This window comes from Streptomyces sp. GL_148, from assembly GCF_057834205.1.
Genome location: NZ_JBYQMC010000003.1, coordinates 162,641 through 182,039, shown reverse-complemented (window position 1 = coordinate 182,039; position 19,399 = coordinate 162,641). Strand labels below are relative to the sequence as shown.

Genomic DNA, 19,399 nt, shown 5'->3' with positions numbered 1-19,399 from the left:
GACTCCAGCGCTGCGCGCTGAGGAGAGAATGCCCTCGCTGCGCTCGGGCGGCCCGCTTCGCGGGCCAGTGCCTCCCCTTCGGGGAGGTAAACCCTCCGCTTCGCTCCGGGTTGGGGGCCGTTGGCCCCCAACAGGTTCCCCAGCGCTGCGCGCTGGGGAACGAAGCGCCCTCGCTGCGCTCGGGCGGGCCGCTTCGAGGCCCAAGGCCTCCCCTTCGGGGAGGCACCCCTCCGCTTCGCTCCGGGGTGGGGGCACACGAGCACACAACCCACCCGACCCCGGGTCAGAAAACCAACCCACCACCGGAGCACGCCCCCACCACACACCAAAACACATATAACTGACGAATAGTCAGGTTTGTTCGGAGAATGCAGCCCGTGTTCTGGCCCTTCGGCCCCCTTTGCGGCGGGCGCCGGCGGCCGGTCGGTGCGAGCGCCCGCCGCATGCTGATGCGCACGAACGATGGTTGAGTCGACCGAGACGTCCCAGTCGATCTCGCCTGCGGCGTTGGCCGTGGCCTGAACCTGCTGAAGCAGGCGCTCCCATGTTCCGTCCGCCGACCACAGCCGGTGCCGTTCGTAGACGGTCTTCCACGGCCCGAACCGTTCCGGCAGATCACGTCAGTGAACGCCGGTCCGCACCCGGTGCAGAATTCCGTCGATCACCTGCCGATGATCCCGCCACCGGCCACAACGCCCGTTGCTGACCGGCAGGAACGGCCGCAGCCGTTCCCACTCGGCATCACTCAGATCACCCCGCCCCATGCCCATATCAACGGGCCGGACACGCGGTAGTCACACGTTCGACCAGACAAGGCCTAGCCGGACGGCCGAATCGCAGCGAACCGCGCACTCATGGCAGGACCAAGGTGGTCAACAAGGCCATACCCGGGCTGGTCCGGCCACGGCAGACTGAAGAGGAACGAGGTGACAACCACCGTGGTGACCTCGGGGACATCGAGACGAAGCTGCTCTTCCAGGAACCGCAGCGTGTCACGCCAGTCCGTCTCGTCGCCTCCAAGGAACGACGCGACTGTCTCCTGAACCACATCCCAGAAGAACACGTGGGACAGGACACCGTGCTCGTTGAAAACGTGCACGTCAACCAGGTCCTCGAAGCCCGGCACAGCGGCCACCAAGTCCTGCACCAGCTGCACATCTCGCTCCACGGGGCACCTCCTCCCTAGGCGCCCGGATAGATCCACCCCCACAGCGGACATGATCGGCCGGGCAAGTCCTAGCTGCCCGGAAGCGCCACCACGATCTCTTGGTCCTCGAAGTCCCCGGTCGGCTGGAAGCCGAACGAGGTGTAGAGGCGGCCGGCGGAAGTATTGTCCGGGTGGTACGAGAGACGGATCTCCCGGCACTCCGGCAGCGCCGACAGGCGCTCGATCACGGCGCCCAGGGTGGCGCGGCCCACACCCTTGCCTTGTTCGGCCGCGCTCACCACCATGCCGCCGATCCAGTGGGTGCCGTCCTCGTCGTCGTACGCCCACATGACGTGGCCCACGACGTCGTCACCGGCGCGGACGCCGAGGGACGTCCACACCTCCCCGCGCTGGGAGAGCAGGAGGTAGCGCGCCGCGAGCGCGGCCACATACCGGCGCTGCTCGTCGGCGGGCGCCACGTCGGCGACATCGCGCCAGTTGTCCTCCGTGATCTCCTCGAGCACCACGGCCCGGCCCTGGCGGTCGGTGAACTGCTGCGTCATGCGTTCCCCACATCTGTACTGGTCAAAGGGGGGAGCGTAGCCAGTCACGCAGATGCCCGGGTAGCGGTTTTCCGGTGGCTCCTGGGGCGCCCGGGTGTCGAGGCCCAAGGACCGGACCAGCTGGGCGAGTTCGGCGCGGAAGAGCGTGTCTGGCGAGGGGGTCTGAGCACGCAGGTGCCTGTACCGTGATCGGCCGGACAGCTCCTAGGTGAGCGCAACGACGGAGGCAACCCACTCCCCCGCTGCACCCAGGCCCATGAAGCTGGCTATCGCTGCCAGCGGGATTCCGAGCGCCGGCCCGCAGAGCACGAAACCCCGGGATATGTCTGGCAGGCTGAGCCACTTCGCCACGGAGTTCGTGCCAGCCACGATGAGTCCCGACAGCACGATTGCCCCAAGGCCGTACACCGTCATCTTCCAGATGGCCGGGCCCGGGTCGGCGTCGAGAGCTTCGAACCAGCCGGTGGCGACCAGACCTGTCATACCGACGGAGAGGGCTGGAAGAAGCACGTCGGGAAGGACGATCGAGAACAGGAACAGCACGTCGAGTGCGTTGAACCCTCTCCGCTTCGATCCAGCGGCACTCGGCGCTACGCACGCCATCATGTAGCCCTCGTCGATGCGGTCCCATGCCTGCTGGAAGGCCACGGCCTCGTCCAGCGTGGCTCCGAGCGAGATGACAAGGCTGCTGGCTTCATCGCGCCTCGGGATGTCCACGCCGCCTGAGAACCAGGTGGCGACCAGTGACGGGTGCTTGGGGTCAGCGTCCTCGAAGACGGCCTTGGCGATCTTGTCCATGGGCCAGTTGTGGGCTCCGGCCCGCGTTCTCAAGGCGCGCAGGTGGAAACCGAATCCGGAAGCGTCGTCCACTCTTGCGAGGCCCTCGGCCAGGGAGGAGGTGGTGCTTTGGGGCCCCGCCGTGTTGATCTGTCGGCTCGTGTCGTCGTTCGACCCTGCCGTGATCGGGGTGGTTCCGAGGTCCTCTGATGCTCCATCGTTGCTGGTCACAGCGTTTTCCACGATTGTCCTGGACAACGTGGACGTGTCTGCGGGCTGCTGCTGTGCGTGGGCAGAGCCGGTGATGACCGTGCCCTCCAAAACAACTGGCGCATCGGGGATGGGTCGGTCTGTCTGCGGCAGATGCGCTTGCTCGGCAAGGTCGGCGATCTCCTGATCGGCTTCGGCGCCTTCCTCGATCAGGTCCGCCAGCGCATCGTCGAAGTCTTCCATCAGGAGGTCGGGAGACATGCGTACAGAGGCGACGACAGGCAGGTCCACCATGCCGATGACCCCCATGCGCTGCTGGAGACGGGCTATCTGCTCGCGGGCCTCCAGTACCTCCTGGGTCAGGGCCTGCTGTGCCTGCTCGGCGGTGTAGCGGCGTCCCTTGGCCTTCTCCAGCTCCGAGGTCGTGCGCTCCAGCCGGAGCCTCGCTTGGGACAACTGCAGCTCCACCTCGGACCGCTCCCGGTCCACGACCATGCGCAGCTCGGTCTCTTTGCTCGCGATGACTGTGCTCAGCATGGCCCCCATCTGCAGCAGTGAGGAGATCATCGAGTTCGCCTTCTCGGTTGCCTGCACCGCCCGGTGCTGCCCGTTCAAGGCCTCGATCAGGTCGTTCTGCACCTGTACCAGCGTGGCCGAGGAATCCCCGCCGGCGGTCTCCTCGCCCGGTTCGGCCGGGTGCAGAGACTCCGCATGCGCCGCCTTCCACAGCGTCACGGCGTCCTGCAAGTAGGCGCCCATCTCAAGGGGCTTCTTGACGTACAGCTCCTGGATCAGGGTCGCGAGGTGCTTCTTGGGGATGACCTCGGCGCCGTTCATGTACTTCGCCCAGGTCGAGGAGCGCGGGCCGGATGGCACGAGTGAGCAGACTTGGTCGACGGTCCGCGGGGCCGTAATGCGGCACAAGAACGCGGCCAGCTCGTTGGCCGCCGGACGCCCCTTCATCTCCCTCTTGCGCGCCATCTGTCCCCCTGTTGTCCAGCCTTCGTCCACGCCCCCAAGCCGCTGACATGTGGTGATCCACTCGGCGACCCGATGGCCAATCAGATCACTCACACAATCGGGCGCACACCTGGTTCACCACATCCCTGGGGGAAAATCGCCATGGCCCTGCACAGCGTCTACAACTTCCTGCTCCACGACGTCCTCGGCAACATCGTCGCCGGAGTGCTGGCCACCACCATCAGCTGGGGTGTGAAGGCGATCCGCGCCTCCCGCGCCCGAGGCTGCCAGCAGGCCGAGACGCCCCCTCCCGGAACGTCCTGACATCTGCCCTCTGTGCAGTAGCCCGGGCTGCTGCACAGAGGTGACAGGCGGGGCGGGAGACTGTGTGGGTGGATGATCAGCGCCGCCCTCTGGGCACCGGACCCCGCCAAGCCCCCGTTCCTGACGGGCCGGTACGCCGTGGCCGTTTGGCGGCCGCCACGGCGGGTCCTAGGCACCGGCGGCGCCCGTGCCTAGGCGGGGCCGGCACCGGCCGGGCCGCTGTCCTGGACGACGACCACGCGGACGGGGCGCAGGCTCGCGGCGACTGTGACCGCGGTGAGCCCGGTCTGGATGGAGTCGCCCAGGGTCGGCACCGCGTACGTGGCGGCCGCGACGGTGCCCGCCAGGGCGAGGTAGCCCAGGGCCAGGAGCAGCGGGGCGAACCGGCGGCGGGTGGACGGCTGCTGCGGCTGGGAGTCGGTCGGGAGCGTGGTCATGACGGTGGTGTCCTTCCGGAGTGCTGCGGGATTTCCGCACGGCGGCACCGTGCTGGACCACGCACCAAGCGGCGCAACCCCCAACGGCCCCGCCATCAGAAGGCACAACTCGGCACCTCATTCACCAAGCCGTGGTTCCTCCGCCCTAAAAGGCCGTGAGTACGGCTACGCCGCCGCTTTCGCCTTCAAGAGCCCTCGCGCAGCGCCCGGCCCGACCGCCCAGACCCCCACACACAGACGAAAGTCCGGGCACTCACCAGCCGGAAACTGGGCTCTGAACAGGCACAACACGCACGTACCGCCGGTGCACCTTCCCCCCGCCCGTCGTTTGACCGCCCGTCACCGCTCTTGGTCAGCCGCCCCCCTTGTCCTACGCGGATCACGGGCGGACGGAGCCGGGGGACGAGGAAGGGCGAACCACGGTGCGTGCAGCGGCGGGCCGCGGGTCAGCGTGCCGCGATGGTGCACACGCAGGTCACGATGAGGGCCACGGCCGTTCCGGCTGCGGTCAGTGGCGCGTTCAGGGCCGGGTGGCGGTGGACGGTGTAGCCGATGGCGGCTGCCAGGAGCAGCGTTACCAGGATCAGGAGCAGTAGTACGGCCAGGGCGATCGAGGACATGGGGTCTTCCTTTCGTCGGGGCGGGGAAGTTGGCCGGTGTCGGCTCTGTGATCGACCTTCGCGCCTAGGCTCGGTGTCCCCTCCTGGGAGCAGGTGGTTTCCCGGTGGGGAAGATTTCCGTGTGCCTTGGGGGAGCAGGAGCAGTCATGTCTGAGAGCGATGGCCGCAGCGGGAGCGGGGGCGGTTCCGGCTTGGAGGGTGCGGGGGAGCCGGGTTCCGTGGCGGCGGCGCGGGCACTGGGTGAGCAGCTGCGGCTGCTGCGGGAGAACGCCGGTCTGTCGCAGCGGGCGATGGTCGCCCTGCACGGCGGGAGCATCACCTCGGTGTCGCGGTACGAGAACGGGGACCGGCTGCCGCGCAGCGCCTACGTGGAGGCGCTGCTGGAGGAGGCGGACCGGCGCGGGCAGGCGCCGCTCACCACCGCTGTCCGCGCGTTGGTGACGGCCCTGTACGAGCGGGCGCTGGGCCCGGTGGGCGGGCGCAACAGCGAGCGGGCCGCGCTCTACGAACAGGAGCGGGCACTGCGGGAGGTTCAGGACCGGGAGGCCGAGACCGCCCGGCTGCTGGCCGAGCTGGCCGAGCTGGCCGACCATGGGCAGGCCCCGCAGGCCGGCACCGAACCCGGGGACAGAGTGGACGCGCGGGCGGCACAGCTGGAGCGGCTCAGTGGCCACCTGGCCGTGCAGCGGCAGCGGATCCTGGGCGAGATCGACCGCCTCCTGACCCGGCTTCCCGGCGAGGACTCCACTGCACTCGTACCCCACCGTGGGATATGGCCGTTTCCCGAGGCTGTTTCCGGCACTGGCCGCGAGGCTGTTTCCCCCTGGAGACACCGTCTCCCGCTCGCAGGTCTGGCCGCCGTCTTGTTCGCGGTGGCCGCGATCGTCTGGGGGGCGGTACTGCTCCAGCGGGGGAACCCGGCAGCGGGAAAGAGCCCGGTAGCCGATGACGGCCCGCAGCCCGTGAGCTCCGCATCGTCCCCGACCCCGCCCCCTTCACCGAGCCCCACGCCCCCGCCGACGCCGACGCCTTCCCCCACACCGTCCGCCCCGGCCTCCACCTCCCCCTCGCCGAGCCCGGCGCCCGTCCCGCCGCCGAGCCCCACCCCGCCCCCGGCGAGCGAACCCCCCACCCCGACGGTGTCTTCGGCCGTACGCGTCCGGTGGCGCGGGACGCTGACCCTGGACGACGGGAGCAAAACCGGGATCCCGACGACGGGCTGGTTCCTGGATCCCGTCCCGCCCCAGCGCGCACCGCTGGGAGACCTCGGACTGTCCTGCCAACTCAGCTGCGATCCAGGACGCTACGTCGGCAACACGATCGTCGCCTTCAACGGTCCCGGCACACCCGATCGGCAGACGTGCCTCGACCTGCTGAACACCCAGCTCGGACAGCGCACCGCGGACGTCCCCGCGGGCCGCAGCGCCTGCTTCGGAACCGAAGCCAGACGGGTCGGGTACTTCACCCCCGGCGCAGGAAACGGCGGCCAGGTCAGAATTCAGGCGACTGTTTGGGAACTACCCGCCTGAGCAAAAAGGCCCCTGTCCCCACCTCCATACGAAAAGACCCGGGCGAGCGCCGCCTGACTCCTCGGACGTCGGCGGCCTGCGGGCCCCTCTGCCCCTGGGTCACCTCGACCCGACCCGCGGTCATCCGCTTCGATTGATTCATTCTCAGTTGGGGCTAGACTTTGGAAAGATCATCCCGTACCGGATCAGGGACCTCGGAGCGTCGATGCGGGCACCGTTGAGCGCGCGCCGTCCCCGCCTGCCGGACTCGCTGGTGAGTGAATCTGTTCGGAATGTTGCCGCGGTTCTCGCCCCGCTGAAGCGCGGCGGACTGTTCTCGGTGATGGCGGCTGTCTCGACGTACAGCACTACGGCATCCGCAGCTTCTGTGACTACATCACCGACGACGCGCGAAAGTACGAGCCGGCGTTCTACGCCGACCTTGAGCGACTGGAGCTCGCCGTCAGTGCACGTCCGCCCTACATGCACACCGCGCGGCTCTTCCAGCTGACTGCATGGAACGGGGCACACGGATTCATCGGAGAGTAGTCCGCTCCTCTGACCGACCACCAAGGGCCCTGCCGATGAGGCAGGGCCCTTGGTGGTCGGTCAGAGGAGCGGCTGGTCAGGTGGTGGGGAGGGCGGCCAGGAAGGCGGCGGGGACGCGCACGATGTCGGCGTCGCGGTAGCCGCCCGCGTTCCACTCCGCGCCGGTGAGGCCGTGCTTGCCGCCACCGGTCATCCGCCAGACGGTGGCGTCACCCGGGGCGAGCAGCAGGGTGCCGTCCGCGGGGGTGGTGCCGATGACGGAGAAGGCTTGGGACGGGATGGTGCGGGTCTGGTTCAGGTCGTAGCCGAGGGCGTTGACGTCGTTCAGCGTCAGCGCGGCTCCGGCGCCTCCGGCGGCCACCTTGACGGTGGCGTTGCCGGGCTCCTTGAACAGGGTTTTGTTGGCCAGGGTGGTCGGCAGGGAGGTGAAGTAGGAGGGCGGTACCTCCACCGTGCGGCCGAGGTCGAGGCCCATCGCGTTGACATCGTCCATGGTCAGGGCGAAGCCCGCGGCGCCGACGAGGAGCTTCACCGTGGCGTCGCCCGGGGCCTTCACCAGGCTCTGGTCCGGCAGCTGCCGGCCGGTGGTGGCCGCGATGTACGACGTGGGTACGCCCATCAGGGGGCGGGTGTCGTAGCCGTACGCGGTGAACTCCGCGCCGTTCAGGGGCAGGGACACACCGCTCGTGCTGGCGTAGACGGTGCGGTCGGTGCCGGACTGGTCGATGAGCACGGAGCCGTTCGGCAGGACGCTGGGCAGCGCGTTGAAGGCGGCGTCGGTCACCGGGACGATCGTGGACAGGTCGTACCCGTCGCGGGTCACGTCGTCCCCGGTGATGCTCAGGCCGGCCCCCGAGACGACCACCTTGACGGTCGCACTGCCCGGACCCTTGATCAGGGTGCCCGCCGGGAGAGAAGCCGGATTGGTGTTCGCGGGCGGGGCGGTCCAGACCGCGCCGACGAAGGCACGTATCGCGCCGGCGTTGACGGGGTTGGCGTTCGTCCGCCAGTTGAAGGTGGTCTTCTTGACGCTGTTGCTCTCGTTGCCGCCGATCGTGGTGATCGTGTCACCGCTGACCGCGACGACGACGTTGACGTGGTTGGCCCAGCCCGAGGACCAGTTGGCGGCGGTGGCGTAGACGACGGCGTCACCGACCTGCGGGGTGCTGTGGATCGTGCCGCGTTGCCTGCCGTAGGTGACGAAGGAGTACGCCGCCCCGCCCAGGCCGCTCGTCTGCGCCCCGCCCTGTCCCCACACCCAGCGGGCGAAGTCCGCGCACCAGGCGCCGGGGTGAGGGCAGCCGTAGTACGTGTTGCACCCGTTGCCGACCTGGGCGTTCGCCGTCGCGGCGACCTGCCCGCCGTCGGCGCCGGCCGAGGCCGCGCCGGTCAGGGCGAGGAGCGGGGCGGTGAGGACCAGGGCGAGGGCGGAGAGCGGCCGGCGCAGCGAACGGGAACGGGAATGGGTGGTGGTGGGGGAGGAAGAGGGAACGGGAGAGGAAACAGACATGGCGGGACTCCAGGGCTCGTGATGCGGGTGTGGGTGGGGTGAGGCCGACGGTCAGGACCAGGTGCCGCCGTTGCCGTAGAGGAAGGAGGTGTCGGAGCCGCTGGCGGAGCTGCGCCGGAAGATGCCCGGGAGATCGCGGGCGCCCCCGTGGTCTGCCAGTTGAACCAGCTTCTGGCCTGCACGGAGTTGCTCTCGTTCCCGCCGACCGTTTTGATCTGGGTTCCGTCCGCGGAGACCTCGACGACCAGGTTGACGTGATCGGCCTCGCCGTCGGCGAGGGAGCCGTCCGCGTCGTAGACGACCCAGCGGGCGAAGTCGGCGCACCACGGCGGTGGAGTCTGCGTGCGCGGTGCCGACGGCCTGTGGGGCTGCGCACGGGCCCCCGGCTCGGTCAGGCGGCGGTGGCCGTCGGGGTGGTGTCCCAGCCGATGCCCGGGTCGCCTGTGGTGGCTGCCGGAGCGACGTCCCAGCCGATGCCGGTGTCACCCGCCGTGGCCGTCGGGGCCGTGTCCCAGCCGATGCCGATGGTGCCGTCCGCCGCTGCCGCCGTGGTGGTGGCGAGGCCGGTCAGCAGCAGGGAGAGCACGGCGGTGGCGAGCAGGGACTTGGTCCGGGACATGGCGGTTCCCCCAGCGAGAGTCAGTGGTTTCGTGGACCGGGCCGCCGCGTTTCCGCCGCCCTCCCGGTGAACCAAATCCTGCTCAGTCGCGCCGCTGCGGAGAAGGGATTGCGTGTGTCACCAAGCGTCCTGACCTATTGGTGACGTCCGGGCCGTGGCGTCAGAGCCAGCCGCGCTGGGCCGCCTTCAGTCCCGCCTCGAAGCGGCTGCTTGCCTCCAGCCGCTCCATGAGGGCGGCCATCTGCCGCCGTACCGTCCGCATCGAAACGCCCAGGCGCCGGCCCGCCATGTCGTCCGTCATGCCCGAGGCCAGCAGTTTCAGGAGCTCCCGCTCGACCGGGGTGAGCCCGGTCGCGGACTCCTGAGGCCGGTCCGCGCCGAGCGGTACGGCGGCGCTCCAGGTCTGGTCGAACAGCGCCGTCAGTGAGACCACGATGCCCGGCTCGCGCGTGCACAGCGCGCCCAGGCGGGTGTTGGCCGGGTCGATGGGGACGACGGCGGTCTCACGGTCGAAGAGGAGGAGGCGCGGGGGCAGCACCGGGCAGGTGCGGACCATCCCGCCCTCCCGGGTCATCCACTGGGCGTACGCGTGGGTGGCCGGGTCGTTGCGGGCGCTGTCCTGGTAGAGCGTCAGCATGGAGATGCCGCGCCGCAGCGCCTGTTCGTCCAGCGGGCGCGAAGCGTCCAGGCTCGCCTGCGACTGCGCCCCTCCGGGCATCACCGACAGACACTCCCGGCGGACCTCCTCGGCCAGTACCTCCAGCTTCGCCTGGATCGCGTCCAGCCCCACCAGCCGCTCGGTCCCGTCGCCGTTGGCCGTCCCCGGGCGCAGGTCGGCGTACTCGGCGACCGCGCGGGCCGCCGCGGCCTTGTTCAGCTCCAGCTCCTGCTGTCTGCGCAGGAGCTCTGCTTCCTGGCGGCGCAGCAGCAGTTCCAGCCCGCGCTCCGGACTCACGGCCCGCAGGGCGCCCGGTTCGTCGCGGGAGGGCCGGACGAGGGCCAGGTCCGCGAGCTGGTCCAGGCAGGCCCGTACGGTCGCCTCGGCCAGTGCGAGGCGCAGCCCGATCTCGGCCACACCGCCCGTGGGATCGGCGAGCAGTTCCCGGTAGACGTTCTCGGTGTGCGGATCCAGCCCCAGCATCTCCAGCACGTGCCCAACCCCCCAGATGGACGCTTGCGCAGCAGCTCCCGCGTGCTCGCTGCGCGCGATGGTCTCAGCAGGTCGCGGCCGCTACAAGGAACGTCGTCACCGGCGGCCGGTAATCATCCGGAAGTGGCCGGGTTGGTACGAGGCTTCCGGAAGGTGCCAGGCCGCTTGGTGCCAGGCGTGCGCACTTCCGTGCACCCTCGAGGCCGCGCACGCTGGAACCACCGTGTCCGGTCGGTCGGCTCCTCGGAAGGGACCCCTCATGCGCATGGTCCAGGCATCCTTGCTCCGCATGAACGGCGGCCCCGGAACAGCGGACGAGGCACACATCCTCGACGAACTGCTGTGGGCCCACGCCTCGGCGGCCCACCACCTGGAGCACCTGCGCGCGCGGCCGGCCCCGTACGGCCTGGGGCTCGTGGTCTTCGTACGCGCCGACACGGAAGCCCGGGCCCTGGACCGGGCGCACGCACTCCTCGAGGCCGTCCGCCAGCCGCTGCACGCCCTCGGCTACACCGTGGACGCGGCCTGATCCGAAAGACACGCCATGGGCCTGTCCCGTCGGTCACGTGATGAGCGCGCGTCGCCGAGGGCGCATCGGCCAAGGCCGGAAGGGGGCCGCCTCGGCAGAGTGTCTGCCGGAGCGGCCCCCTTCGGGGTGGTGCGGGTGGAGCAGTGGAGCAAGGGTCTAGCCCGGTCAGTGGGTGACCGGCCGGGGGTCCGTGGCCGGTCGGCGGATGATCAGGCGTGGTTCCAGACCGGTGCGGTCTGACGGGCGATTCCGTAGACGAAGTTGGAGAGGGTGCCGTTCGCGTTCAGCACGATGATGGTGTTGTTGTCCTGGAGGATCACGGACTTGCCCTTGGCGAAGTAGGTCCAGTTGCTCCAGGTGCCGTGCGAGGTCATCTGGACGCCGTACAGACCGTCCTTCTTCACCAGGCGGACCTTCGTGCCGCCCGCGACGTTGTAGACGCCGAGCTTCGGGGAGACGGTGGTGGCACCGGTCCAGCTGTGGATCTCGCCGTCGACGGTGAGGCGCACGTAGCGCTGGCCGACCTTGCGGACGTCCTGGTAGGCGGTGGGCGCCGGGCGCAGGAAGCCGACGCGCTTGCCGTTCTCGATGATGTGCGAGCTGAAGAGCTGCGGGCCGGCCTTGTAGGTCTTGACGGTCAGGCCGCCGTACGTCGTCGTGGAGTAGAGGCTGCCGGCGGTGTTGCACTCCTGGGGCAGCTTCGGGAACGCGGTGGCGGTCCACGGCATGTCGCCGCCCTGGGTGCGCTGCTTGAAGACGGGCGCGGAGGACAGCACGCCGTCGATCCGCAGGCCGTTGGCCAGGTCCAGCGGCTTGGACTGGTCGACCGTGCTCAGCACCTTGCCGCTCTCGTCGCGCAGCTGGGCCTTGGCGCCGGTGTGGGCGCTGTTGGTCAGCTTGACGGTCAGGCCGGCGAACAGCGACGGGATGACCTTGGTCTTGACGCAGTTCTCGGCGACCACCTGGGTCCGCGCGGGGGAAGCCTGCTGGGCCGGGGAAGAGGCCGCGAACGCCGTGGCGGGTACGGCGATCGCCGCGCCGAAGAGAGCGAGGGCGGCGGTGGTGACGCGGAGGGCGGTACGCATGACGACTCCTTGGAGCTTTGCACTGGGTGAAGGAGAGCCGTATGCCGTGGTCTCTTCCGGTGGAGGCCGTTGAGTTCGGGCTGCTGGCTACAGATGGAAAATTAGTGATCTTGTGCGGGTGGAATGGTCCCCTCCGCGTCACAGGCGTGTGACAGACCATCGGGAAGCGCTCTGCCGGCCCGTGGGGCCCGGCCGTACACACTCCCGCTCCGCCGTGTGGCACGGCGCATCCGTGGTGGCGGGGCTACCGTCGACGTCATGACTGCTGACTCCCTGCGCTCCGTCACCGTCGAGCGAACCGGTCCGGGCCTGTTCACCGCGACCAACTCACGCGGTGACACGATCACCTTCGCCGCCGGATCCGTCGGCGGCTTCACCCCCGTCGAGCTCTTCCTCGCCGCGATCGGCGGCTGCTCCGCGGCCGACGTGGACGTCGCCACCAGTCGGCACGCCGAGCCCGCCGAGTTCTCCGTCGCCGTGCACGGGCACAAGGCCGAAGACGCGGGCGGCAACCACCTGACCGGCCTCGAGGCCGCCTTCACCGTCCGTTTTCCCCCGGGCGAGGCCGGCGACCGGGCCCGCGCGATCCTGCCGCGCGCCGTGAAGACCTCCCACGACAAGCTCTGCACCGTCAGCCGCACGGTGGAGGCCGGAACCCCGGTCACCGTCAAGGTCGTCGACGCGGGCTGACGGCGGGGCCGTCCTCAGGCCGGGAGGCCCGCGCGCATGCGGAGGTCTCGGGGGGCCTGCGTGCGTTCCAGGCGGGCGTCCAGGAGGCGGGCCGCCGCCTCGCAGCGGCCGTCCGCCGTCAGCGCGTACAGCAGGGTCTCCTCGACGACCTCGCGCTGCGCCGCGCTTCCGCCGACCCGGCGCAGGACGGGCAGGAGCGCGTCGAGGCCGCGGGCGGCGTCCCGGAAGCGTTCCTCGACGAGCGCGGCGAACGCGTCGCACAGAGGGGCGATGACCTCGCGCTGGACCTCGTCGGCGGCCGCCGCGTGGTCGCGCAGGCGGCGCAGGGCGGCCAGGTCGCCGACGGCGGTGAGGGTGACGGCGCAGTGCAGGGCGGTGAAGGCGGTCGCGGGGCGTTCCAGGATCTCCGCCTCCACCGTGTCCAGGACGTCCGCGACGGGCAGGTCGCCGCGCCAGCTGTCGCTGAGCCGGGCGCGCCACAGCAGCGACCCCGAGTCCACCAGGGCCCGTACGCCGGTCACCCGGGCCGGGGCGAGCTGGGTGAACCAGCGCTTGCGCACGGCGGCGGGGTCGTCGAGGGCCAGTTCGTGCAGGGCGATGTGCCAGGAGAAGTGGGCCCGGTGCACGGCGCCGCGGCCCCGCCCGGCGACCCAGCGTTCCAGCCAGTCGCGGCCCTCGCCGTGCGCGCCGGTCTCGTAGTGGACGTGGGCGAGCGCGTGTACGGCGTGCCCGGAGGCGGGCTCGGCGGCCAGGGCGCGGTGGGCGAGTTCGCCGGCCTCGTGCAGGCGGCCCTGCTCCTGGCGCAGGAACGCCAGCAGGGAGGTGTGGAACCAGTGGCCGTCGTGCGTGGCGGAGGTTCGCTCGACCAGACGCAGCGCGTAGTCGTCGTCGAGGTCGTCGACGCCGGAGAAGGCGATGGTGGGCACGGCGACGGCGAGGGCGAGCACGTCCGCCGGGTACTGATCCAGGTGCCGTACGAGGGCTGCGTCGCCTCCGTCTCCGTGGACGCGGCGGGTGACGACCTCCACGAAGGAGCGCTCGCGGTCACACGCGCGCTCCCGGGCACAGCGTTGCGCCTCGGCCAGGGCCCGGGGTACGTCGACGGCGGCTCCGCACTCGTGTCCCAGCAGGGCGAGGGCCGCGTGCCCGACGGCGAAGCCGGGGTCGAGGGCGACCGCGCGGCTGAGGGAGTCCTCGGCGCCCGAGCGGACCTTCAGGATCCGGTCGAGTCCGGTGCGGTAGGCGGCGGCCGCCTCGGCGTGGGTGGACAGGGCGACGCCGTGTCCGTCGAGCGGGCGGCGCGTGTTGCGGCGCCGGGGGACGAGCGGGGCGAGCAGTTGCTGGGCGAGGGCCGCCGCCTGGACGCGGATCTCGGGGATGGCGGTGGTCTCCCACAGCTCGCCGCGGCGCGGGGCGCCGAGGGTGTACAGGGGCAGGCCGGTGGCTCCCTGCTCGTCGAGCAGGCGCCCGTCGAGGGTGGCTACACCCATGCCGAGCGGGCCGGACACCGCGGCGCCGGCTTCGAACAGGGAGCGCCACACGGGTTCGTCCGGGCGCGGACCCGGCCCTGTGCAGTCGATGACCCAGCCCACGTGCAGGTCGCGCCCGCCGGAGAGCCCGATGTCCAGCGATCCGTCGGCGCGGACGTCGGCGCGGGTGACGGTGCCGGCGTGGACGGCCAGGCGGCGCGAGGTGCGGGCGCGCAGCACGGACTCTCCGGTGGCGGGCGCCATGCGGTGGCGGTGGGTGTTCCACAACGCGCCGTCGCGGGCGAGGAATTCGGCGCGGTCCTCGGGGGTGAGGCGGCTCCACAGGTGCGCCGTGTGCGGGCGCAGGCTGTCGAGCGCGGGACGCCAGTCGCCGTGCAGGCGCACGGCGCGGGCGATGTGGCGGTAGACGGTGCGGCGCAGCTGCTGGAAGGACGTGTCGTAGAGGCCTTCGGGGGCGGCCATGGGGCCGGCCGGGGTCAGGGCGTGCGGCTGGGGCAGCAGGCCGTTGCGGGACACGGCGTGCACCGTGCGGCCGGGGCGTTCGAGGGTGAGGGTGAGGTCGACGGAGGTCAGGCCGGTGCCGACGAGGAGGACGTCGCTGTCGTCGGCGAGGGGGCCGTCCAGCGCGCCGGCGTCCCAGGGCGCCGCGATGAAGCGGGCGGCGGCGCACAGCTGCGCGGGAGCCCAGGCCGCGGTCGGCGCTACGGGGCCGGTGGCCAGGACCGCGACGTCGGCGGCGAGGCGCGTACCGTCGGCGAGCCGGAGGGTCACCCCGCTGTCGGGGGCGCCGGCGACGTGCTCGGCGCGGGTGGCCAGCCGGCGTACGGACACGGTCCCGTGCGCGCGGACGACGGCTTGGGCCAGCGTGTCGGCGAGGTAGGCGCCGAAGCGGTGACGGGTCGCGAAGTCGGTGGCGGTGGCGGTGGGTTCGCCGTGGCGGCAGAGCCACCGGGTGAAGTGGCCGGGGTCGTCGGGGTAGCAGCTCATGCCGCCCGCGGGCACGTTGAGGCGGTGCCCGGGGTCCCGGGTGGTGTAGGCGGTGCCGCGGCCCGCTTCGGGGGCCGGGTCGATCAGGACCAGGTCGAGGGGGGTCCGGCGGCGCGTGGCCGTCTCACAGAGGTGGACGGCGGTCAGCGTGCCGGCCGCACCCGCACCGACGACGGCCACCGTGTACCGCTTACGGACTGGACTCACGTAGGCCTCCGGCAGTGATCGGCGGCGGGTCCGGTGGTACGGAGCTCCGCCTTCGGGTCGCGCGCACTTTTCCGACCGGGTGAGGAGGAAAAGGTGTCGTTAGAGGAATCCCACCCGGCGCTCGAGGACCGCTCGAAGACCGGTCGTCGCAGGCCGGATCCGCAGCCGAGGCCCTCCCGCCCGCCGCGCGCCGGGCCGCCGCTCCCGCACTGGTGGCGCGGCGCCTCCGCCGGCTCCCGGCCGGGCGAACACCGCAGATCGGTGGGGCGGGAGAGGCGACCCGATGGCCGAAACACACCGGGTCGTCGCGCGGGTCGCCGGGACGTCTGCGCCGAGCCGGCCGGCTGCGTCGGCTCGTGCGGCTGCGTCGGCTCGCTGCGGCCCGCGGTGTGGAGAGGCGGCCGAGGGCTCCGTCGACGAGGGGACGTACGGCGGGACAGGGCCGGCGGGACAGGGCCGCCTTCCGCGTCGGTGTTGATCGGTGCGTTGAGGGACCCCGGGGGGCGAGGACGGCCTCGTGTCCACGCGGACGGGCAGGCCCGTCCGGGGAACGGGCACACAAAAGCAGCGGCCGTCCCCCAGCGCTTCGTTGATCGACCCTCGAAGCGTGAGGAACGGCCGCCTGCTCACCGCAGATCAGTACCTCTGGTGACCTGCGACGTCACACCGCGAACTCAGACGGTGGACGGCACGTCGGCCCGGATCTTCTCGGGCTCGTGCGGCGCCGTCTCCTGTTCCGTCAGGCCCGGCCGCCAGAAGCGCGGCCCCAGGTCCAGGGCCAGCGCCGGAACCAGCAGGCTGCGTACCAGGAACGTGTCGAGGAGGATACCGACCGCTACCAGCAGCCCCTGCTGCAGTGCGCTCACCGTGGGGATGGCCGCAAGGACGAGGAACGTGGCAGCCAGCACCACGCCCGCCGACGTGATGACGCCGCCGGTCACCGTCACCGCGGTGAGGATTCCCTCGCGGTGCCCGCGCAGCCGCACCTCTTCCCGGGCGCGCGTCACCATGAAGATGGTGTAGTCGACACCCAGTGCGACGAGGAAGATGAAGCCGAACAGCACCAGGCCTCGGTCGATCTTCGCGTGGTCGAGTGCGTGGAACAGCAGCGAGGCCGTGCCGACGGCTGCCGCGAACGACAGCACCACGGACACGAGCAGCACCGCCGATGCGATGACCGCCCGCAGCAGGATGAAGAGCATCACCAGCACCACGGCGAGGATCAGCGGGATCAGCAGCTTCTCTTCGGAGCTCTGCCCCTCGGAGACGTCGAGCGCCACCGCGGTCTGGCCCCCGACGATCGCGTCGGCCGCCGGCCCGGTCGAGCCGTCCAGTGCCTTCCTGATGTCCTTGATGGTGTCCTTGGCGGCCGCGGAGTCCGGGGCGTCCCGGAGCACTGCGGTCAGGTGCGTCCAGCCGCCCTTGGCCACCTGGGTGCTGACGGAGGACACACCGGGCACCTTGGCGACGGTGGCCGCCGCGGATTCGGCCCCGGCGTCGCGGACGTACACGTCCGCAGGAGCGGACGAGCCTGCGGGGAAGTGCTTGGCCAGAAGCTGCTGGCCCGTGACCGAGTCGACCTTGCTGGTGAACTGCTCGGCCTGCGTCTGGCCGGTCTGCACGCCGGCGATGCCCAGCGCCATGACGCCCAGCACCAGTGCCGTGCCGACCCACACCGCGCGCGGGCGCCGGCCCACGGCAGCGGCGATCTTCGCCCACTTGCTGTGCCCCTGCGCCGAGTTCGGGTCGTATCCCGCGGTGACGCGCGGCTTCACGGGCCAGAAGACCCAGCGGCCGAGGATCACCAGCAGCGCCGGCAGCAGCGAGGTCATGGCGAAGAACACCAGGACCACGCCGATGGCGACGACCGGTCCCAGACCCTTGGTGCTGTTCATGCTGCCGAAGACCAGGCACAGCGTCGCGATCGCCACCGTCGCGGCGGAGGCGGCCAGAGCCGGCAGCGAGCCGTTGACGGCCAGCGCCATCGCCGTGTGGCGGTCTTCGTGCCGGTGCAGCTCTTCCCGGTAGCGGGCGATGATCAGCAGGGCGTAGTCGGTGCCCACGCCTACGGACAGCACCATCAGTACGTAGGCGCTCTGACCGTTGACCACCAGCCCCGCGTGCTTGGCGAGGAGGTAGACCACGCCGCTCGCCACCTGGCTGGCCAGCCCCACGGCGATCAGCGGAATCAGCCACAGCACCGGGCTGCGGTACGTGATGAGAAGCAGCAGCGCCACCACGCCGAGCGCGGCGCCCAGCAGCGCGCCGTCCATGCCGGAGTAGACCTCGGCGAAGTCGCGGATGCTCCCGGCCTCGCCGGTGACCTTGACGTCGAGACCGGCGGGGGCGCCGTCGGCGGTGAGCTTGCCGGCCTCCTCCACCTTGTCGGTGAGCACCTTGTTGTCGCTGGGCGAGGTGCGCAGCGGAACGCTCACGAACGCCGCGACCTTGTCCTCGGAGACCACGGCGGGGGAGACCTCGCCGACGGCCACCTTGTCGGCGAGCCCGGCGCGATCGCTGTCGATCTTGGTCAGGTCGGCCTGGGTGAGGCCGCCCTCGCGGGCGTAGACGATGACTGCGGTGCTGGAGTCCTTGTCGGCGAAGTACTGCTCCGCGAGCTGCACCGCCTTGGTCGACTGCGCGCTCGACGGCAGCCAGGTCTCCGGGTCGTTGTCCTGTACGTCTGCCAGGCCGGCGGCCAGCGAGCCACCGATGCCCATGAGCAGGAGCCACAGCACAAGCACGACCCACTTGGAGCGCCGGCCTGCGACGAAGGCGGCGTAGCGGCTCGCAACGGTGGGGGAAGGAGCGGGCGGTGTATCCGTTTCCGTGGGGGATGGTGCCGGGGTCTGGGTCGTCATGTGACTCTCGCTGAGGGTCAGGAGCCGTGGAGCGGGGGCTCGTACGGGACTGGACTTATATAAAGGTTCTTCACCAGAGGGGTGGAGCCTTGGTGGAGCGCCCCTCGAGTTGGCTTGAACCCGGATTCCCTCGCCCCGTGGCAGTCCGGTTCTGGCTGATTCCCTACGCGAGCCCTGCGAGGTCGTCACGACCGCCACCGTGCAGGGCCGTTCCGCTTACCGCCGATCCCGTCGAGCAGCCCGTACGACCGGGTGCGGCGACGGGTGGACGTCGCGGTGCATCGCGCTGGTGGACCGGTCGCCCCTCGGTCGAGCGGTGGCACAGGCACGCTCGAGACTCCCTTGAGGGATGGCACGGGCACGCTTGAGGCTCCCTAATTTCCGCAGGTCAGCGGAGGGGGCGTGCCGCCGCTCGAAAGCTTGTTCCTGTTCGCCGGTCACATCTGTAGGGCAGGCTCGGTCAGTGTTGTGACGAACGGAAAACACCCCTGAGGGAGCACCCGATGAAGGCTCGTATGCAGAACCCCGCCAAGCTTCTGCCGGACGCCATGAACGGCATTCAGAACCTCTACAAGGCCATGCACAAGGGCGGGGTCGAACCGCGCACGCTGGACCTGGTGCACCTGCGCGCGAGCCAGATCAACGGCTGCAGCGCCTGTGTCCACGGCGGCGTCACGGGCGCCAAGAAGGCCGGCGAGACCGACGAGCGTCTGCACGCCGTCGCCGCCTGGCGCGAGGCGCCGTTCTTCTCCGACTCCGAGCGCGCCGCGCTGGCACTGACCGAGGCCGCCACCCGGCTGGCCGACCGCAGCGGACAGGCCGTGCCGGACGCGATCTGGGACGAGGCCGCCGACCACTTCACGGAGGAGCAGCTCGCCGCGATCATCCTCATGATCGCGACGACGAACTTCTTCAACCGGCTGAACGCCACCATCCAGGAGCCCGCGGGCAACAACTGGGGCTAGGCACTCCCCGGAGGCCGACAGGGCGGTCGCGAGGCCGTCTTCGGCCGCGAGCCGCGAGGCAGCGTGGTCTGCCCGGTGCCCGACGGCGCGGCCGTGGGCGGCGCCGGGCGCGCCCTGCCGCTACGGGGGGGGCGGGCCGGTCCGGCCCCGGGACCGGGTCGATCAGAAATCGAGAAGTCCGGTTCGAGAAGTCGCCTCTAGCCTGCTTGCC

At 70.9% G+C, this 19,399-nt stretch carries 16 protein-coding genes and 1 pseudogene; 5 read left to right on the top strand and 12 right to left on the bottom strand.

What is annotated here, in order from left to right; genetic code table 11:
• Positions 1 to 383: 383 nt before the first annotated feature.
• The 4 genes and pseudogenes from AC3IYI_RS43170 to AC3IYI_RS43155 all read right to left on the bottom strand — a co-directional run.
• Positions 384 to 764: pseudogene (locus AC3IYI_RS43170) on the bottom strand (IS5 family transposase); the annotation flags it as partial.
• A 53-nt stretch (positions 765 to 817) separates the two neighbouring features.
• The gene (locus AC3IYI_RS43165; protein WP_489412435.1) at positions 818 to 1,168 is read right to left on the bottom strand and encodes a hypothetical protein; all 351 of its coding nucleotides are present in this window, start codon (positions 1,166 to 1,168) and stop codon (positions 818 to 820) included.
• 68 nt (positions 1,169 to 1,236) lie between these two features.
• Positions 1,237 to 1,710 carry a GNAT family N-acetyltransferase gene (locus AC3IYI_RS43160; RefSeq protein WP_489412434.1) on the bottom strand — a complete coding sequence of 158 codons (474 nt, stop codon included), beginning with the start codon at positions 1,708 to 1,710 and terminating at the stop codon, positions 1,237 to 1,239.
• 204 nt (positions 1,711 to 1,914) lie between these two features.
• Positions 1,915 to 3,678 carry a hypothetical protein gene (locus tag AC3IYI_RS43155; protein ID WP_489412433.1) on the bottom strand — a complete coding sequence of 588 codons (1,764 nt, stop codon included), beginning with the start codon at positions 3,676 to 3,678 and terminating at the stop codon, positions 1,915 to 1,917.
• Positions 3,679 to 3,819: 141 nt separating this feature from the next.
• Here AC3IYI_RS43155 and AC3IYI_RS43150 point away from each other — a divergent pair, with 141 nt between their 5' ends.
• Positions 3,820 to 3,981: a hypothetical protein gene (locus tag AC3IYI_RS43150; RefSeq protein ID WP_489412432.1), complete on the top strand. Its 162-nt coding sequence runs from the start codon at positions 3,820 to 3,822 to the stop codon at positions 3,979 to 3,981.
• A gap of 191 nt (positions 3,982 to 4,172) precedes the next feature.
• Here AC3IYI_RS43150 and AC3IYI_RS43145 read toward each other — a convergent pair whose 3' ends face one another.
• Both AC3IYI_RS43145 and AC3IYI_RS43140 read right to left on the bottom strand, forming a co-directional pair.
• Positions 4,173 to 4,418 (bottom strand): hypothetical protein, encoded by a 246-nt coding sequence (locus AC3IYI_RS43145; RefSeq protein WP_489412431.1) that lies wholly within the window; start codon positions 4,416 to 4,418, stop codon positions 4,173 to 4,175.
• 446 nt (positions 4,419 to 4,864) lie between these two features.
• Complete coding sequence (locus AC3IYI_RS43140) at positions 4,865 to 5,038, bottom strand: hypothetical protein (RefSeq protein ID WP_489408898.1); 174 nt, start codon at positions 5,036 to 5,038, stop codon at positions 4,865 to 4,867.
• A gap of 146 nt (positions 5,039 to 5,184) precedes the next feature.
• Here AC3IYI_RS43140 and AC3IYI_RS43135 point away from each other — a divergent pair, with 146 nt between their 5' ends.
• Positions 5,185 to 6,567 carry a helix-turn-helix domain-containing protein gene (locus AC3IYI_RS43135; RefSeq protein ID WP_489412430.1) on the top strand — a complete coding sequence of 461 codons (1,383 nt, stop codon included), beginning with the start codon at positions 5,185 to 5,187 and terminating at the stop codon, positions 6,565 to 6,567.
• A gap of 604 nt (positions 6,568 to 7,171) precedes the next feature.
• Here the strand turns inward: AC3IYI_RS43135 and AC3IYI_RS43130 are convergent.
• From AC3IYI_RS43130 to AC3IYI_RS43120, 3 genes are all read right to left on the bottom strand, one after another.
• On the bottom strand, positions 7,172 to 8,605 hold the full coding sequence (locus AC3IYI_RS43130) for a hypothetical protein (protein WP_489412429.1): 1,434 nt from the start codon (positions 8,603 to 8,605) through the stop codon (positions 7,172 to 7,174).
• Positions 8,606 to 8,996: 391 nt separating this feature from the next.
• Positions 8,997 to 9,224 carry a hypothetical protein gene (locus tag AC3IYI_RS43125; RefSeq protein WP_489412428.1) on the bottom strand — a complete coding sequence of 76 codons (228 nt, stop codon included), beginning with the start codon at positions 9,222 to 9,224 and terminating at the stop codon, positions 8,997 to 8,999.
• Between the two features lie 160 nt (positions 9,225 to 9,384).
• Positions 9,385 to 10,374 (bottom strand): helix-turn-helix transcriptional regulator, encoded by a 990-nt coding sequence (locus AC3IYI_RS43120; protein ID WP_489412427.1) that lies wholly within the window; start codon positions 10,372 to 10,374, stop codon positions 9,385 to 9,387.
• A 259-nt stretch (positions 10,375 to 10,633) separates the two neighbouring features.
• On the opposite strand from AC3IYI_RS43120, the gene AC3IYI_RS43115 reads away from it, so the two are divergent.
• Complete coding sequence (locus tag AC3IYI_RS43115; protein WP_489412426.1) at positions 10,634 to 10,903, top strand: hypothetical protein; 270 nt, start codon at positions 10,634 to 10,636, stop codon at positions 10,901 to 10,903.
• 209 nt (positions 10,904 to 11,112) lie between these two features.
• Here AC3IYI_RS43115 and AC3IYI_RS43110 read toward each other — a convergent pair whose 3' ends face one another.
• Positions 11,113 to 11,988, bottom strand: a complete 876-nt coding sequence (locus AC3IYI_RS43110) for a hypothetical protein (protein WP_489412425.1) — start codon at positions 11,986 to 11,988, stop codon at positions 11,113 to 11,115.
• 258 nt (positions 11,989 to 12,246) lie between these two features.
• Here AC3IYI_RS43110 and AC3IYI_RS43105 point away from each other — a divergent pair, with 258 nt between their 5' ends.
• Positions 12,247 to 12,678, top strand: coding sequence for an OsmC family protein (locus AC3IYI_RS43105; RefSeq protein ID WP_489412424.1), 432 nt, complete (start codon positions 12,247 to 12,249; stop codon positions 12,676 to 12,678).
• A 14-nt stretch (positions 12,679 to 12,692) separates the two neighbouring features.
• Here the strand turns inward: AC3IYI_RS43105 and AC3IYI_RS43100 are convergent, their stop codons facing one another.
• Both AC3IYI_RS43100 and AC3IYI_RS43095 read right to left on the bottom strand, forming a co-directional pair.
• Positions 12,693 to 15,362 carry an FAD/NAD(P)-binding protein gene (locus AC3IYI_RS43100; protein ID WP_489412423.1) on the bottom strand — a complete coding sequence of 890 codons (2,670 nt, stop codon included), beginning with the start codon at positions 15,360 to 15,362 and terminating at the stop codon, positions 12,693 to 12,695.
• Between the two features lie 674 nt (positions 15,363 to 16,036).
• Positions 16,037 to 18,223 (bottom strand): MMPL family transporter, encoded by a 2,187-nt coding sequence (locus AC3IYI_RS43095; protein ID WP_489412422.1) that lies wholly within the window; start codon positions 18,221 to 18,223, stop codon positions 16,037 to 16,039.
• Between the two features lie 503 nt (positions 18,224 to 18,726).
• On the opposite strand from AC3IYI_RS43095, the gene AC3IYI_RS43090 reads away from it, so the two are divergent.
• Positions 18,727 to 19,188: a carboxymuconolactone decarboxylase family protein gene (locus tag AC3IYI_RS43090; RefSeq protein ID WP_489412421.1), complete on the top strand. Its 462-nt coding sequence runs from the start codon at positions 18,727 to 18,729 to the stop codon at positions 19,186 to 19,188.
• The last annotated feature ends 211 nt before the right edge of the window (positions 19,189 to 19,399 follow it).